A 16,825-nucleotide genomic window follows, 5' to 3' on the forward strand; every position below is an offset into this window, starting at 1 on the left:
GGGCGATCAGGCGGGATAACGTTATCCCGGAAGGGTGGCGGTTGCGCAAGAGGGTCGGGGCCACCGGCCCGGACGCGGTTCACCCGCGTGGGGCCGCGGTCGACTCACGCACGACGAGTTGGGGCACGACGACGCTGGAGGCCGTGTCGCCATCACCGTCGATGAGTCGTTCCAGCAGGCCGAACGCCCGTTCTCCGAGATCCTCGAAGTCCTGGTCGACAGTGGTCAGGGACGGTCGCCACATGGCGACCAGGGGCTGGTCGTCGAACCCGACGACGGAGACGTCCTGGGGGACGCGTACCCCGCGGTCAGACAGGGCGCGTATGAGCCCGATGGCGATCTCGTCGTTGCCGCAGAGTACGGCGGTCACGTCGTCGCGTCCGGCGATCCGTTCGCCCCAGCGGTAGCCGGATGCGGCGTCCCACTCGGCGTTCATCACCGTCGGCACGCTCGTGCCCACTGCCGTCAGTGCGGCACGCCAGCCGTCGGTGCGGCCCGAGTGCTTCCCCGCGGTCGGCCCGGCGACGTGGTGGACCGTGCGGTGCCCGAGCCGCAGCAGGTACGCCGTCGCCTCCCGGGCCGCGGTGCGCTCGTCGATGAGCGCCGCCGGGACCCCGCCCGGGCGGCGGGACCCGCCTCCGGCCACCACGACGGGCAGGCCGTCCGGGAGCAGGTGGCGAGCATTGATCCCGGCCCTGTCGAACTCCAGGACGATCGCACCGGCGGTGGGCTGTGCGAGCGCGAGGTCGACCGACCGCTTGAGGTCGTCGTCGCCAGACGCCACCACGGTGATCGTCACCGACATGCCGGCGCGTCGGGCGGCCGTCTCGATGCCTTGCAGGGTGCGCGCGTACCCGTAGTTGGCAGTGGCTCCCGACAGCACCGAGACCAGGGTGCGCCGGCCCGACCGCATGGAGCGGGCGGCCTCGTTCGGCCGGTAGCCGAGCGTCGCGATCGCACGGTGGACCCGTTGAGCGAGCTCGGGGGCGACGTACTTGGTCCCGTTGAGGACGCGCGAGACGGTCGGCACGGACACCTCAGCCTCGCGGGCGACGTCGGCCAGCACCGGTGCGCGATAGCCCTTATGCGTCCTCATGGATCGAGGATAGCGGGCTCGCGCGGAGCATCGTTTTCCTATGTCGCGTCAGGCGTCGATTGCCCGATGGCAACGAGTTGGTAACAAGCTCTTTACACTCTTCCCGGGGTGCCTAGGATAACGATATCCCGAGCGGATGTTCACTTGGTGCACGGTACGGCGGGGATGTCGGAACGACCCCGCCGGCGGCGTCGGCAGGGGTGTCGCATGCCGGTGAGAACGACTCCCCGTTCGACGGAGTGACGGGGAGGCGCACAGGCGGTCTCGAAGGAGAGAGCTGATGAGGATCAACCGCACCCGCTGGGTCTCGGCGGGGATCGCCGCGGCGGCGGCCCTGAGCCTGGCTGCCTGCTCCGGCGCGGAATCCAAGCCGCAAGGCCTTGTGTCCGTCGAGATCTGGGGCTGGGACGCCGAGGTCGGTAAGCAGATGGTCGATGCGTTCAACGCGTCTCAGGACGAGGTCAAGGCCACCTACGTGCTACAGGCCGACAACGTCGCGACCCAGACGAACTTCCGCAACGCCTTCGAGGCCCGCCAGCAGCTGCCGTGCCTGGTCCAGGGCTTCGGACCGCTCACCACGGCCGTGGTCAACGGCTGGGCGCAGGACATCACCGACGCGGTCACGCCGCTGAAGGACGTCTTCAGCGACGGCGCGCTCGCATCGGCGAAGGTCAACGACCGCTACTACGGCACCCCGACCGGCTCCGACGGCCAGTTCCTGATCTACAACAAGGCCACCTTCGACGCGGCCGGCGTGTCGGTTCCGACGACATGGGAGGAGTTCGTCGAGACGGGCCACACGCTCAGGGCCAAGGGCATCGACGTCACCAACCTCGCGGGCGAGGACCCGACCACACTCATCAATCTGTCCCAGATGGCGGGTGCCGAGTGGTTCGCGATCGACGGCGATCAGTGGGTCGTGAATTTCCTCGACGAAGGCACGCTCAAGGCGGCCAACATCATCCAGCAGCTGATCAACGACGACCTGGTGTCGAACCAGACATACCAGGACCGCCCGGCGCTGTACGCGTACTTCGACTCCGGCAAGATGGCCTCCACGCCGACGCAGTGGTGGTCCCTGACCGGGCTCAAGACCAACCTCACCGCATCGGCCGGGGACTGGGTAGCGACCGCGATCCCGCAGTTCGCGGGTGCCAGCAAGCCGGTCGCTCCCGGCCGTACGCAGCCGTCGTTCGTGCCGGTGGGCTGCGAGCACCCCGACGCCGTGATGGCCTATGTCGCCTGGGCGGCGTCCCCGGAGGGCATCAAGGCGGGCCGCAACAAGGAGACCGGCGCGGTCAGCTTCCCGACGCAGATCTCTGACCCCTCACCCTACGTCAAGGACATCATCCCCGACGGCCTCTTCGTCGACAATGCGCAGGCCGGCAACGTCATCGTCGAGGCGCAGGCGCGGGTCGTCGGCAAGTTCGAGCTCGGCCCGAACTACGACGCATGGTTCCCGGAGATGCAGGACCAGTGGGGCAAGGCCGTGGCCAGGGAGATCACCGTTGAACAGGCGCTCCGGGCGGTGCAGAACTTCGTGATCGCCGACCTCGACGCCAAGGGCATCGCCCACAAGGCCAGCTGATCACGATCGCGAGGCGAGGACACCGATGACCGCCATCACCGACCGGACCGCGTCCGGGACCATCAGCCGGAACGAGGGCGGTCCCGGTGTCTCCCTCCGCGGGCCACGCCTGCGCTGGCGCACTGTCGAGGCGTTGAAGGGGGCATCGCTGACGTTCCCGTTCCTCGCGGGGTTTGCACTCTTCGTGCTGGTGCCCGTCGTCATGGCGCTACGCGAGAGCGTGTTCGCCACGAAGTCGTCGGGGCTGGGCTTCGGGGGCCAGACCATCTCCTTCGTGGGGCTGGACAACTTCGTGGCCGGCGTCCAGGACCCGGTGTTCTGGAACGGGATGCTGCGCGTGTTCCTCTACGCGCTGATCGCTGTACCAGTGACCCAGTTCCTCAGTCTGGGCGCCGCCTTGCTGCTGGACGCTGCGCGGAGGCGGACAGCGGCACGGTTCCGCGTTGTGCTTCTGTTGCCGTACATGGTCCCCGGGATCATCGCGACGCTGATCTGGATCTACCAGTACAGTCCGGCGGTAGGGCCTCTGACCCAGTTCTTCGACCTGTTCGGTCTCCACCTGAACTTCTATTCCGCCGACCTGTTCTGGGTCTCGATCGGCAACCTCGCGCTGTGGGGTGCGTTCGGGTTCAACATGCTGATCCTCTACGGCGCGCTGCAGTCCGTGCCGCACGAGATCTTCGAGGCCGCGCGCCTTGACGGCGCGTCCGAGCTTCGACTGGCGTTGTCGATCAAGGTGCCCTTCGTGCGTGGATCGCTCGTTCTGACCTTGCTGCTGTCGATCATCGCCACACTCCAGCTGTTCAACGAACCCCTGCTCTTCCGCGCGGTGGCGCCGGAGGCGATCAGCAAAGACCTGACCCCCGCGATGATGATCTACAACCAGGCGTTCCAGGTGGGCAACCTCAACTACGCCACGGCACTGTCGATCATTTTCGCCCTCGTGGTCGGTGTGGCGTCGGCCGTGATCTACCGCGTGATGAACAAGGAGTTTCAATGACCAGGTCAAGCCGCGCTCGCGGTGAGTGGCGGTGAGGTATGGAACTCGCGGCCGTCGCGCAGCAGTGCCCAGATGACGTCGATCAGGCGGCGGGCCAGGGCGATCAGGGCTTGGGTGTGGAGTTTCCCTTCCCCACGTTTGCGCTGGTAGAAGGCCCTGGAAGGGCCATCGGGGTTGATCGCGGAGAGGGCGGCGAGGTAGAAGACGCGGCGCAGGCCGCGCTGGTAACGCCTGGGCCGGTGCAGGTTGCCGGGTACGCGTCCGGAGTCGCGGGGTACCGGGGCCAGGCCGGCGTAGGCGGCCAGCCACACCCCACCGCCCCCGGGCATCCGAGGCACCAACCCCAGACGATCAACAACCTTATGGAGCAACCATGAGTGACGCGGCCCTCACCGACGCGCCTGTGCCCGCCGCGCACGACGGGGGTGTCGCGGTGCGGACGAGGCGCCGTCGCCGTCGTACCGTCGGCTCGTCCGCCGCTGTGGCCGGCGGTTCCTCCCGGTGGGTCGTGCTCGGAGTCCTGGTGCTACTTGCCGTGTACGCCGTCGCACCGCTGTGGTGGCTCCTCGTCTCGGCGACCAAGAGCCGGGGCGACCTCTACCGCAGCAATGGCATGTGGTTCACCGAGTTCCACCTCGTCGAGAATTTGCAGGCGCTGTTCACCTACCAGGACGGCATCTTCACGCGGTGGCTGTGGAACACGGTGGTCTACTCGGGACTCAGTTCGCTCGGCCTGACGGCCGTCGCGCTCGCTGCCGGGTACGGCATCGCGAAGTACCGCTATCGCGGGCGCGGGTTGACGATGGGTCTCATCATCGGCTCGTTCCTGATTCCCGGCAGCCTGCTCATCGTTCCCACCTTCATCCTGTTCACCAGGATCGGCTTCTACGACACCGTCTGGGCGATGATCCTGCCGGGCATGTTCGGGCCGTTCTCGGTCTACCTCGCGAAGGTCTACGCCGAGGGCGCCGTCCCGAGCGAGCTCATGGAGGCCGCGCGGATCGACGGGGCGGGAGAGTACCGGATCTTCTTCTCCATGGGCGCCCGGATGATGTCGACCGCGGGCGCGACGATCTTCCTGCTGCACTTCGTCGCCACCTGGAACACGTTCATGTGGCCTCTGGTGTTCCTCAAGGGCGCCGACAAGTGGCCCGTGATGCTGGGCCTGTACTCGTGGCTGCGGCGCGGGATCGACAGCCAGTACGACCTCACGGGCCTCGTCATCACAGGCTCTCTGGTCTCCACCATCCCGATGGTCCTGCTGATGATCGCCATGCGGCGGTACTGGCGCTCGGGCGTGACCATCGGCTCCCTCAAGTGACGCCCCACCCGTCATCGGCTCCCACCCTCTCCCGGAGGCTTCCCTTGACCGTGCCCTCGTACGCCCCGCGCGGGGTTGTCGCGCCCGGCAGGCTCTTCGTCGACCAGCACGGCGAGGTCGCCCAGCTGCACGGTGTCGGCATCCAGCGGTACGACGGCGTCTTCTGGGCCTGGGGCGAGGACAAGACCCACGGCGGGACGTTCGGTGGCGTCGCCTGCTACTCCTCGCCGGACCTGGCGACGTGGACGTCCCACGGGCACGCGCTCGCCGTCGACGAGACGATCGGCGACCTCGCACCCGGGCGGGTCGTCGAACGGCCCAAGGTGCTGCGCAACCCCACCGGCGCGTACGTGATGCTGCTCCACGTCGACTCCGCGGACTACTCCGACGCCCGCCTCGGGTGGGCGGTGGCCGACCGGCCGCAGGGTCCGTACACCTACCTGCGTTCGGAGCGACCACTGGGCAACCTCAGCCGTGACATCGGCGTCTTCGCCGACGACGACGGCACCGGCTACCTGCTCAGCGAGGACCGTGAGCACGGCCTGCACGTCTACCACCTCGCCCCGGACCTGATGTCGGTGCGGGAGACCGTCGCCACGACCCTGACCGCTCCCGGTGACCACCCGGCCGGGCCCCACGGCTACGAGTCGCCCACGATGGTCAAGGCCGGCGGCCTGTACTACCTGTTCGGGTCCGAGCTGACCGGCTGGGCCACCAACGACAACCAGTACGCCACCGCACCGTCCCCGGCCGGACCGTGGAGCGAGTGGCGGGACTTCGCCCCGCCCGGGGCGGCGACGTACGACTCCCAGGTCTCCGTCGTCGTGCCCGTGCACGGCAGCGAGACGACGAGCCACGTGTACGTCGGCGACCGGTGGGATCCCGACGACCTGTACCACTCGACGCCGGTATGGCTACCCCTGCGGATCGAGGAGGGCCGGGCCGAGCTGGTGTGGCGCGATCGGTGGACGATCGACCCGGTCACCGGGGTGATCGCGTGACCGTCACCCTGCCCGGCCTCCCCGATGCCGACGAGCAATACCTGGAGTGGGGCAACGATGTCGTTCGGCTCGCCGTCGCACACGGCCCGGACGCGGCGCCCCGGCTCGTGGCGCTCTGGCACACGTCCGAGGCCCGGCCCGACCTGGCGGGCCTGCGTCGCTCCGCCCTGCCGGTCCTGGAGGTCGCCGTCCTCGGTGACGGCAGGACGGGCACCGCCGGCAAACGGCACGTCGATGGCGCAGCGGCGCAGCGGCTACGGCTGACGGGGCACCGGGAGCTGCGGGACGGGAACGTCTCGCGCCTGGAGCTGGACGTCGCCGAGGACGGGACCGGGCTGCGGGCGACCGTCGTCTACGAGGCCGCCGACGGCATCCCGGTGGTGCGGTCCCGGGCGCGGGTCACCGCCGTCCGCGAGGCGGTCCTGGACCACGCGACCACCAGCGCCCTGGGCGGGCTGGGGCACGGGGCGCGCTGGGAGAACGACCTGGGTGTCTGGCAGGCGGTCAACCCGTGGAGCGGAGAGTTCCGCTGGCACCGGGCAACGCTCGCCGAGCGCGGCCTGGTCGATGTCGGAATGGTCCGCTACGGGCAGATCGGCTCCAAGAACCGGGTCGCACTGACCTCCACCGGTGCCTGGTCGACCTCCGAGCACCTGGCGCAAGGCATCGTCGAGGACACCCGGACCGGGCGGATGGTGGCCTGGCAGGCGGAGACCAACGGCGCCTGGCACGCCGAGCTCGGCGACCGGTACGGGGACGTCTATCTGCTCGTGACCGGCCCGACGGCGGCCGAGCACCAGTGGGCCGGACGGGTGGGGCCCGCGACCTCGTTCGACACCGTGCCGGTCGGCCTCGCCGTCGTCCCCGGCCACCTCCACGGCCGTACGGCGACGTTGGGTGCAGTCGGTGCCGCCCTGACCGCGGACCGGCGTCGCAGGCGCCGGGCGCACCCGGACCACGACCGCCTGCCGGTGGTCTACAACGACTTCCTCAACGGACTCATGTCCGACCCGACGACAGCCCGTGTCCTGCCTCTCGTCGAGGCGGCGGCCGACCTGGGCGCCGAGTGCTACGTAATCGACGCCGGCTGGTACGACGACGAGTTCGGCGGCTGGTGGGACTCGGTCGGGGCGTGGCAGCCGTCGACCAACCGGTTTCCCGGCGGTGGCCTCGGCGCGGTGATCGACCGCATCCGCCACCTCGGCATGCGGCCGGGCCTGTGGCTCGAGCCCGAGGTCGTCGGCGTACGCAGCCCGGTGGCCCGGACCCTGCCGCCCGAGGCGTTCTTCCAGCGCGGCGGGCACCGGGTCACCGAGTGGGGCCGTCATCAGCTCGACCTGCGCCACCCCGCGGCCCGTGCCCACCTCGACGGGGTCGTCGACCGCCTCGTCGAAGACTTCGGCCTTGCCTACCTCAAGTTCGACTACAACGTCGACATCGGTCCCGGGACCGATGCCGGTGCCGGGCAGCCGGTCGGCAACGGGCTGCTGGAGCACGGCCGCGCGATGCTCTCCTGGGTTGCTGCCGTCATGGACCGGCACCCGGGCCTGGTCGTGGAGGGGTGCGCGGCCGGTGGGTCCCGCACCGACGCGGCCGGCGGGGCGGTGTTCCCCGCCCAGTCCCTGACCGACCAGCAGGACTTCCGCCTCATGCCGCCGATCGCGGCGGCCGCGCCACTGGCGATCGCACCAGAGCAGGCGGGGGTGTGGGCGTCGGTGGACGGGTCGATGACCGCTGAGGAGATCGCGTTCTCGCTCGTCACCGCGCTGCTCTCGCGGGTCCACCTCGCCGGCCGGATCGACACCCTGGACGCCGGGCAACGTGAGATCGTCCGCCAGGCCCTCGCGGTGCACCGCGACGTGCGGCGGGCCACGGCGCGCTCCGTCCCGGTGTGGCCGCTCGGCCTGCCGGCATGGCGCGACCCGTGGATCGTCCAGGGTGCCCGCGACGATGCCGATCTGTACCTCGCGGTGTGGCGGCGCCCGGCCGTCGGCGGCGGGCAAACGGAGGAGGCGCTGCGCGTGCCGTTGCCCGGCCTGAGCGCGGCCGGCGGGGTCGAGGTCCTGTTCCCGACCTGGGGCAGTCAGGCGGCAGCCGTCGTCGACGGCGGGACGGCGGTGGAGGTCAAGCTACCCGCTCCGCTGTCGGCCCGGCTGCTGCGGCTGCGGGTCACCGACCGGTGAGGAGGTGGGACAGCACAGCTAGGTGAATGGCATGGACCGGTTCCACCGTCGGGCCGACGTGGTCTCGACGCCGCGCCGAGAGGACCGTGAGATGAAGCGAAGTCAGTAAGGCCCGGATCGCGGCCGACTAGGACGGCCTGCTCGACGAGGCCGCCGCCCAGGACATGTCCGACTACTCCCTGGGTGGCTACGACGAGGACGGCACGATCACCGACGTCACCTTCGACAACCTGGTCATCAACGGCGAGCTCAATCACGCAGAAACCGTACTGGTATCTCACGTCGGATTTCCTTCCCCTGTACGCGAACGAGCACGGGCACAACCTCAAGTTCCGCCGATACGCGAATGGAGGCATGCAATGAGTCATGACCCAAGCCGAATCAGTCGCCGGAGTGTCCTGCACGGAGCGGTTGGTATCGCCGCAGCCGGAGCCGCCGCCGGAGTGCTCGGAGAGAAGACAGCGAGCGCCGCACCGCCCACGTTCACCCATCCCGGTATGCTGCACAACTGGGGTGACATCAACCGGGCCAAGGCGCGGGTGGCCGCGGGCGACGATCCGTGGCTGTCCGGCTGGAACCGGCTGACCGCCAATTCTCATTCGTCCAGCGGCTGGAGGCCGAACCCGCAGGAGACGATCGTCCGCAGCGCGACCGGCGGAAATTACGGGATCCTCTACAACGACATCGCCGCCGCCTACCAGAACGCCTTGCGCTGGAAGGTCGCCGGGACGCGCGCGAACGGCGACACAGCTCGGAACATCCTGAACGCCTGGTCAGACACGCTCACCTACATCGATGGTGACTCGAACCGGTACCTGGCCCTCGGCATCTACGGCTGGCAGTTCGCCAACGTCGCCGAACTGATGCGTGGCTACGACGGCTTCGACCTCGGGCGCTTCCAGGACATGATGGTGGACGTCTTCGCCGTGTGGAACCACGATTTCCTCGTGCGCCACAACGACACCTGCGACTCCCACTACTGGGCGAACTGGGATCTGTGCAACATGGCCTCGCTCATGGCCATCGGAATCCTCACCGACGACGGCGCCAGGTACGACGAAGCCGTGACCTATTTCAAGCAGGGCCTGGGCAGCGGCGCGGTCCGCCACGCAGTCCCGTTCCTGTATCCCGATGTGGACGGTTTCGACCTCGGTCAGTGGCAGGAGTCTGGCCGCGATCAGGCCCACTCCATCATGGGCATGGGTCTGATGGGCGCCATCTGCGAGATGGCCTGGAACCAGGGCGACGATCTCTACTCGTACGACGGCCGCCGCTTCATGAAAGCCGCACAGTACGTCGCGAAGTACAACCTGGGGATGACCGTGCCCTACACAAGGTACGCAAACTGTGAAGGGGTGACGCAGAACGTCATCTCCTCGGCATCGCGCGGACAGGTCCGGCCGGTGTGGGCGCGACTGCACTTCCACTACAACCGTCGGCTGTACCTCGACGACAGGTACATCTCCGCCATGTATTACGACCTTGCCGCCCCCGAGGGCGGCGGCGGTGACTACGGCCCGAACAGTGGCGGCTACGACGAGCTCGGTTTCGGCACTCTCATGTACGCCAAATAACCGGTCATCCAGTTCTAGAAAGAACCAAGCACGACGTTGAAGCGTCGGACGCTCCTGGCCTCGGCCGGGCTGGCGGTGGCGGACGGTTCGTTCGTCAAACTCCCCGCCCCGCTGTCGGCCCGGCTGCGGGTCACCTACCGGTGAAGAGGCGGGACAGCGCAGCGAGGTGAATGGCATGGACCGGTTCCGCCGTCGGGACGATGTGGACTCGACGTCGGTGCCGAGAGAGGACTGTGCGATGAAGCAAGCCAGTAAGGCCCGGATCGCCGCAGCGGTCGCCGCGGCGGTCGTGACCCTCGGCGGGCTGGTGGTGCCGTCGCCGGCCGCCGCCGGACCGCCGCCGGCCGCCGTCGACCCGGCTGCCGCAGATCTGGTCGAGATTCACCGGACCACCAGCGAGGCCGGGTTCTCCCACCCCGGTGTCGGACTGACGGCCGACAACCTGGAAAACATGCGGACCCAGGTGCTCGCGGGCGTGGAGCCGTGGGCGAGCTACTACGACGCGATGCGGCAGACGCGGTACGCCGCCGTCGACTTCCGCGCCTCCATCCAGGGGCCGACCGACGAGACACCGACCGCCACCGCGTACGACAACGCGAGCATGCGCTCGCGGCAGCACACCGACAGCATCGGCGCGATGACGCAGGCGCTGCTGTACCTGGTGACCGGGGACGAGGTCCACCGGGCCAACGCCCTGCACGTGGTCCGCACCTGGAGCAGCCTGGACCCGACTCGGTACCAGTACTTCGCCGACGCGCACATCCACACCGGCGTGCCGCTGTACCAGACGCTCGTCGCCGCCGAGATCCTCCGGTCGACCGAACCCGCGCGCGACTCCCTGGACGGGTACGACCTGCGCTGGACCGACCGTGACACCCAGCGGATCGAGGACAACCTGATCCACCCCGTGCTGGACACGTTCCTGTTCTCGCAGAACCGGCTGTGGAACCAGCACCTGTACGGCGTGATCGGTATGATCGCCGCCGCGATCTTCACCGACGACGCTGACCTGTACGCCGAGCGCGTCGAGTGGTTCACCGTGAACTCCACGTACACTCCGGAGATCCCGATCAACGGCGGCGACGTCAGCGGCTCCCTGGCCGACCTCGTGCGAATCATCGACGCCGACGACCCGGGCAACGCCACGGGCAAGGACTTCGTCCAGGTGATGGAGATGGGGCGCGACCAGGCGCACGCCGAGGGCGACATCGACCTGCTGACCGCGATCGCCCGCGTGGTGAACAACCAGGGCACGCGACTGCACCCGGTCCACGGCACCGTGTCGACCGCGGCGGACGCCATCAGCCCGTACGAGTTCCTCGGAAACCGGATCCTGGCCGGCGGCGACGTGTTCTACGCGTTCATGATGGGCGAGGATCTGCCCTGGGTCGACACGTCCGGCGGGCAGGGCAAGCTCGCCCAGGGCTATCGCGGGCGCGTGCGCGAGCCGATGTCCGAGTTGTACCTGCAGTACGAGTACGTGGCGGGCGTCGACGTCGAGCGCGAGGCGCCGTTCGTCGCCGAGACGTACGCCCACCGCGACGGCCCGCTGTACTACTCCGGGTCGAGCCTGGCCAACTTCTGGAACGAGTCCGGCTCCGACTTCACCGGTGCCGAGTACTGGGTCGCGTTCCCGCCCGAGCTCGCCGAGCAGGACGTCACCGTCCCGGCGGCGATCGGGCCCGAGCTGGGCCTGCAGCAGTTCGGTCACACGCTCGGCAAGGGCGCCAAGCACCTCACCGACCGCGACGGGACGGGGTTCGTCCGGCTCAAGGCGCAGAAGTCTGACGCGACGGTCGCGGTGCGCCGCGCCGTCTGGCCGGACCGCTCCCGTACCGCGCTGGTCGGCCTGAAGGTCCGGACCAACGGCGTCGCCACGCTCCGGGCAGCCCGCACCTCGGGCGACGAGCCGTTTGCCACGATCGAGGTCCCGGACACGCACGGGCGGTGGCGCTACGTCTGGATGGACGTCTCCACCGCGAGGGTGCCGCGCATCGGCGACAACATCGTCTACCTCACGGCCAGGGGGTCCCACGCCCACATCGACGTCGCTGCCCTGCTCGCCGACGCCAACGGCACGCTGAGCCCGCCGGTGCTCGGCGACGGCGCGGCACTCGACGTCGTCGCCGTCGCCGGGGAGCCCTACCGCCGACGGATCGCTGTCAGCGACCCCGACGGCACGTACGAGCTCAGCCTGCAGGGAGCGCCGAACGGCGTCCGGCTCGCCCCGGACGGGATGCTGACGTGGCTCCCGCGCGGCAAGGGCAAGGAGCGGGGGAGGTCGGAGTTCCTAGTCGTCGCGTCCGATGACAGGGCCGACACCACCCTGCCGGTAACCGTCACGGTCGCCCGCAACCGTCCGGCGGCGATCGACGCCCTGACGGAGGGCCTGCGGGACCGCGAGGTGTACACCACGACGACCTGGCAACCGGTCGCGGAGGCCCGCGCCGCGGCCGAGGCCGCCGTCGCCGGCACGGACTCGGCGCAGTTCGGCGCGTTGCTGGAGGACCTGCGGGTCGCCGTCGCCGGCCTCGAACTGCTCGAGCCGCGCCTGGCCGACGGGACGCTCGACTACTCGCGGATCGTGACGTCGCCGGACCTCTCGGCGTCCGCGCTCGCCGCGATCGTCGACGGCGACAACCAGACGTTCTGGGGCGACATCCGCCGCCCGAGCGTGCTACTCGACTTCGGTGCCGGCTACCGCTACCGGGCCGACGCGATCGGCTGGCTGGCTCGCGACACCTTCCCCGACCGCTCCCACGGCGCCAACGCCTACGGCTCGAACGACGGTGCCACGTGGACCCTGCTCACCGAGCGCCCCACCGAGGGGAGCGACGTGGAGATCGAGACGATCCCGGTCCGAGCGCAGGCCCGCGACCAGTGGTTCCGGTACCTCAAGCTGCAGGCCGACGAGCCGACCGGCGCGATCTTCTCCATGGCCGACCTGCGGATCGACGGCGACCGACGCGAGGTCGACCTGGACGGCCTGCTCGACGAGGCGACGGCGCAGGACCTGTCCGACTACTCCCGGGCGTCCGCCGTCCTGTTCACCCGCGAGATCGACGCCGTCCGTGCCGCGGCAGCCGAACCCGGTGCCGACACCCGGGCGCTCGCCGTCCGGGTTCTGGCGGCCTGGGACCTGTTGACGCCGCCGCCGTACCAGACGGCCGACGTCGTCCGGTCCTGGGTCACCGCCAGCACTCCGTCGTGGGACGGCACGAAGGACGCCGCAGCCAACGGCTGGGCGATGTTCGACGGCGACCCAGCGACCTTCACCGACACCCAGCAGGCCGCAGGATGGGTCAGCGTCGTGCCGCCGGACGGCACCACCCTGCACGTGAAGGCCGTTCGCTACCTGCCACGTTCCGGCTACGCCGGCCGGGCCGAGGGCATGCGGCTGCAGGGCTTCGCGGACGGCGGCGGAAGCTGGCACGATCTGGCCACGTTCACCGGCGCCAAGGAAGGGTGGAACCAGCTGGCCCTGCCGTCGGCGTCGGACACGACCGCACTGCGGCTGGTTTCCACGACCGGCAACACCAACATCGCCGAGGTGCAGCTCGTCACCAGTACCGTCGACAAGACCGCGCTCGACCTGTATCTGGACGAGACAGCCGACCTCGACCAGGACGACTGGACGGCCGAGTCGTGGACGGCACTCGTGGCCGCACGCACGGCGGCGGTCCCCGTCGCAGACGACGACGCGGCCGACCAGGCCCGGGTCGACGCCGCGGTGCAGAACCTGCAGGAGGCGCTCGCAGGGCTCGATCGCCGCTGACGAGACAGGGCGACCTCACACCGGAGCCCCGGTCGGTCAGCCACGCTGACCGGTCGGACTCCGGCTGCGCTCGCGCGTCGGACCGCCGGCGGCCCGGTGCCTACGGCGGCGCGATGTCCTGGCGCGGAGCCCGGACCACGCGGATCAGTGCCTCTCTTCAACTCGGCGATACGACGCCGCGCGGCGATCAGCTCGACCTGGTCCCTCGACGTGATCCCGGGAAGCTGCCCGGTGTATCAACTCCTGGCCACGCCAGGTATAGATGGTCTGGTCGCTGATCTGCAGGTCCCGGACCAGGTCTGCCACCGATCGGCCAGCCTTCAGTAGATCAAGGACTTTGCGGCGGAACACGGGTGGGCTGGTTGTTGATCTTCGGCGCCCCTCCCGGGCCGAATGGCCGTGAAATCTCACAACCGTCTCACGGACGGTCTGACAAGCCCCGGCGGAGGCCGATACGGTCCGGACTCTGACTGGGCCAGTGACCTGCGCGTTCGTCACGATCCGGCACTGCCCCGGCGGACTCCGACAGCCTGGCTGGTTCACTGGCAGTGTGGGGGTCAGGGGTTCGAGTCCCCTCGGCTCCACCCGAAACCGCAGGTCAGAGGCATTTTCAAGCGATGCTTGTGAATGCCGCTGGCTTCGCGTATCACATCGTCTCACGAGGTGGAGGCTGTTGGGCCTCTTGGAGTGGCCTGCTGCAGCGGTCGGAGCATGGTCGAGGCAGCCGCGAACTGTCCTTCTTTCCGGAGCGATGTGCCTGGTGGTAGTGGCTGCGTCGGCCCGTTGACCCGCCCGGCTCGTCGAAGTCTTGCCGGGTCCGAGACCGTCAGCGAAGCACCGCACCACATCGAATCTGTGCTGGTGTGGCAATGGGCCTGGGTAGCCGTGGAGTACCTGTCCGATGCCGTCCTGCCGGGGCTGCGGGCCGTGATCACTGCCGTTCGGTGTCGCGGTCTGACGATGGGGGTCGGAGGTCGGCGAGTGGCAGCTACCAGATCCGCTGGATCGCCGGGGTTCGGATTTGCGACGACCTCGTCGGCCGTCCGGCTTGGACCGTGTCAACGATGTAGCACGAGGATCTAGTCGCAGCTCTGCACGGCTTCGCCGAGGGCATGGGTGATGAACAGAACAGCCAGGCCGATGCCCTGTCGGCGAGTGGCGCAGGGTGATGGCGACGCCGGCCCGGGTGGAGACCTCCAGCATGGACGTCGCCTCGTCGGCGATTAGCAGCCCGGCTCACTGACGAGGGCGCGGCGATCGCGGCCTGTTGCCATTGCCCGCCAGATAGTTGGTCGGGGCGGATGCGGGCCAGGCCGGTGGGGAGCCCGGCCAGGTCGGGGGACCGGCTGACCTGGGCCGGGTGGTGTCGGCGTACAGGTCCGAGTGCAGAGGTAGGTACGGCTGCAAGTGCACACCGGCGCTGAGTTCGGTCTACGTCCGGCGACACGCCGCCTGGCCTGGTGGCGATCCGAGTCGTGACGTTGCGTGATGCTGTTGCTAAGCCCAGCCGTTTCCCCAGCGCGCGGATCTGCCGATGAGCGTGCCTGCCCCGGCGTGCTCTGACAGACTGGCTAGTTCAGAGAATGTGTGGAGGAGCGCAGGCCATTACAGGAGCGTGGGGCGGTCGCAGAGGGCTCGGGCGTCGGGCACTGGACACGCGCGGCGCGCGAGCAGGTTTCGCCTGGTCTGCAGCGCCGGCAACGTCATTACGGCAGCGGGTTTCCGGGAGTGTCGAGGTGCTGCAGGGGCTTCATGGCTCGGTCCTACCGCATCCAGGAGGCGGCCAGTGCCGCTGCTGCGAGAGCGGCGACGCCGGCGAGTCCTACGCCTCGGCCGGGTGCAAGCGCGACGTGAGGCTGGTCTCTTCCCACGGAGCTTCGTGTCGCGGTCGTCGAGCCGTCAGCGTTGTCATCGACGACCTTGTGCTAGTTCCTAAGCGTCTGGGTCGACCTTGACGTCTTCCACCGGAAACGGCACCCGCGATCGCAGTACGTTGTCTGGATAGTGCTCACGGCGGCAGACGGTGACAACCTCAAACAGCGCCCCGCGGGTCGGTGGCTGTATGGCAACCCGGGGCAGCCACCGATCATGCAGATCGCGCACCAAGACAGGTGTCCCTTCCTCGATCGCGCTAGGCGTGGTCTCTGGTTCATGTTCCAGGTCGACCAAGCTAGCTTCGCTGTCGGTTCGCATGCACCAAGTGTTGCAACGCCAGACCTGGCTTGCACCCTGCTTGCCTGGCAATCCTGAATCAGGTTCAGCCATGCCAGCGCCGACGTAGGTGGTCCAAGGGCGATCCCGGAGTTCGTCCGGGTTTGGCTTGTGACCAGAGCTGCTGCATCCTCCTTGCAATCCGCGCACGCTTCCGGCATCCTGAACCTCGTCCTTGACTGATCCAGGACGAGGTTTGGAGTGTCGGATGGCCCCGAGGAACGGCGAGTCGACGGTGATACCGGTCGCCTACATCTCGTTCAGCACTGTGACGGGTCTGCTTGATCGGCTGAGTGAGGGAGGCGTGCCGCATCGGATCGACCCGAGCTTCCTCGACAACTACGCCGGTGGATACCGGCCCACGATCTTGGCCTCCCTGCGCGCCCTGGGGCTCATCGACTCGGCGGGAACCCCGACAGACGTGCTCGACGCGCTGGTGCAGGCGGACGACCCTCAGCGTCGCAAGCTTGTAGGGGAGTTGGTTCGTGCTCACTACGGCTTTCTGCTGAAGCTGCCGAGCAACGCGACCCAGTCCCAGATGGAGGAGGCGTTCGAGCAGGTCGGGGTTCGTGGGGACACCCGCCGTAAGGCAGCCGCCTTCTTCCTTAAAGCGTGCGAATTTGGGGGCGTGTCGGTCAGCGCGCTGTGGCGAGTACCGAAGGTGCCCTCCTCGGCGGCGCGTCGGCCGTCGCGCAGGGCCTCGGCTGCTGGGGACGTGCCGGCCGAACCGCTGGCGGTGGCACCGCCAGTACCCGCTATCGGTGACGGGCTACCCGCTGAGATCGTCGGGTTGCTGCGCAAGATCCCGAAGGAGGGAGAGACTTGGCCCCCGAGTGACCGTAGGAGGTTCACGGTGGCATTGGAGGCCCTGTTCGACCTGTTCTACACAGACAGCGTCAGCCCTCAGCCGGAGCCGGCTCTTGACGGAGGCTAGCCCTCGCCGTCCTTTGGCTCGGACAGGCGAGATCGTGACGGAGACAGGCAAAGGCGGGAGCGGCTGTATGAGCAGCGGCTCCCGCCTGTAAGAAAGTTGCACCGAACCTCTGGCGATGCACGACAAGGATAACTCATGCCGC

Annotated in this window: 9 protein-coding genes and 1 pseudogene; 8 read left to right on the forward strand and 2 right to left on the reverse strand. The window is 68.8% G+C overall.

Features of this window, described 5'->3' with window-relative positions:
- Positions 1-79: 79 nt before the first annotated feature.
- Positions 80-1,096: a LacI family DNA-binding transcriptional regulator gene (locus tag ACN27G_RS01155; RefSeq protein ID WP_421490909.1), complete on the reverse strand. Its 1,017-nt coding sequence runs from the start codon at positions 1,094-1,096 to the stop codon at positions 80-82.
- Between the two features lie 280 nt (positions 1,097-1,376).
- Here ACN27G_RS01155 and ACN27G_RS01160 point away from each other — a divergent pair, with 280 nt between their 5' ends.
- Complete coding sequence (locus tag ACN27G_RS01160) at positions 1,377-2,684, forward strand: extracellular solute-binding protein (protein ID WP_421490910.1); 1,308 nt, start codon at positions 1,377-1,379, stop codon at positions 2,682-2,684.
- Positions 2,685-2,709: 25 nt separating this feature from the next.
- Positions 2,710-3,684 (forward strand): carbohydrate ABC transporter permease, encoded by a 975-nt coding sequence (locus tag ACN27G_RS01165; protein WP_421490911.1) that lies wholly within the window; start codon positions 2,710-2,712, stop codon positions 3,682-3,684.
- Positions 3,685-3,689: 5 nt separating this feature from the next.
- Here the strand turns inward: ACN27G_RS01165 and ACN27G_RS01170 are convergent.
- Positions 3,690-3,989, reverse strand: a pseudogene (locus ACN27G_RS01170) (transposase); the annotation flags it as partial.
- A 68-nt stretch (positions 3,990-4,057) separates the two neighbouring features.
- On the opposite strand from ACN27G_RS01170, the gene ACN27G_RS01175 reads away from it, so the two are divergent.
- The 6 genes from ACN27G_RS01175 (at position 4,058) to ACN27G_RS01200 (ending at position 16,683) form a co-directional block, all read left to right on the forward strand.
- Entirely contained in the window at positions 4,058-5,005 is a 948-nt protein-coding gene (locus ACN27G_RS01175; RefSeq protein ID WP_421490912.1) for a carbohydrate ABC transporter permease, read from the forward strand.
- Between the two features lie 50 nt (positions 5,006-5,055).
- Complete coding sequence (locus ACN27G_RS01180) at positions 5,056-6,006, forward strand: family 43 glycosylhydrolase (protein ID WP_421497195.1); 951 nt, start codon at positions 5,056-5,058, stop codon at positions 6,004-6,006.
- Positions 6,003-8,189 (forward strand): glycoside hydrolase family 36 protein, encoded by a 2,187-nt coding sequence (locus ACN27G_RS01185; RefSeq protein WP_421490913.1) that lies wholly within the window; start codon positions 6,003-6,005, stop codon positions 8,187-8,189. The genes ACN27G_RS01180 and ACN27G_RS01185 overlap by 4 nt, the downstream gene beginning before the upstream one ends.
- A 164-nt stretch (positions 8,190-8,353) precedes the next feature.
- Positions 8,354-9,763: an alginate lyase family protein gene (locus tag ACN27G_RS01190; protein WP_421490914.1), complete on the forward strand. Its 1,410-nt coding sequence runs from the start codon at positions 8,354-8,356 to the stop codon at positions 9,761-9,763.
- 238 nt (positions 9,764-10,001) lie between these two features.
- On the forward strand, positions 10,002-13,538 hold the full coding sequence (locus ACN27G_RS01195; protein ID WP_421490915.1) for a hypothetical protein: 3,537 nt from the start codon (positions 10,002-10,004) through the stop codon (positions 13,536-13,538).
- Positions 13,539-15,957: 2,419 nt separating this feature from the next.
- Complete coding sequence (locus tag ACN27G_RS01200) at positions 15,958-16,683, forward strand: DUF5343 domain-containing protein (RefSeq protein ID WP_421490916.1); 726 nt, start codon at positions 15,958-15,960, stop codon at positions 16,681-16,683.
- The last annotated feature ends 142 nt before the right edge of the window (positions 16,684-16,825 follow it).

This window comes from Plantactinospora sp. WMMB334, assembly GCF_049179095.1.
Lineage (GTDB): Bacteria > Actinomycetota > Actinomycetes > Mycobacteriales > Micromonosporaceae > Plantactinospora.

What these genes read in the sequence shown, in the direction of transcription:
- ACN27G_RS01190 (WP_421490914.1), top strand. Translation starts at nt 8,354, where the DNA reads ATGTCCGACTACTCCCTGGGTGGCTACGACGAGGACGGCACGATCACC.
- ACN27G_RS01155 (WP_421490909.1), bottom strand. Translation starts at nt 1,096, where the DNA reads ATGAGGACGCATAAGGGCTATCGCGCACCGGTGCTGGCCGACGTCGCC.
- ACN27G_RS01175 (WP_421490912.1), top strand. Translation starts at nt 4,058, where the DNA reads ATGAGTGACGCGGCCCTCACCGACGCGCCTGTGCCCGCCGCGCACGAC.
- ACN27G_RS01195 (WP_421490915.1), top strand. Translation starts at nt 10,002, where the DNA reads ATGAAGCAAGCCAGTAAGGCCCGGATCGCCGCAGCGGTCGCCGCGGCG.
- ACN27G_RS01160 (WP_421490910.1), top strand. Translation starts at nt 1,377, where the DNA reads ATGAGGATCAACCGCACCCGCTGGGTCTCGGCGGGGATCGCCGCGGCG.
- ACN27G_RS01200 (WP_421490916.1), top strand. Translation starts at nt 15,958, where the DNA reads ATGGCCCCGAGGAACGGCGAGTCGACGGTGATACCGGTCGCCTACATC.
- ACN27G_RS01165 (WP_421490911.1), top strand. Translation starts at nt 2,710, where the DNA reads ATGACCGCCATCACCGACCGGACCGCGTCCGGGACCATCAGCCGGAAC.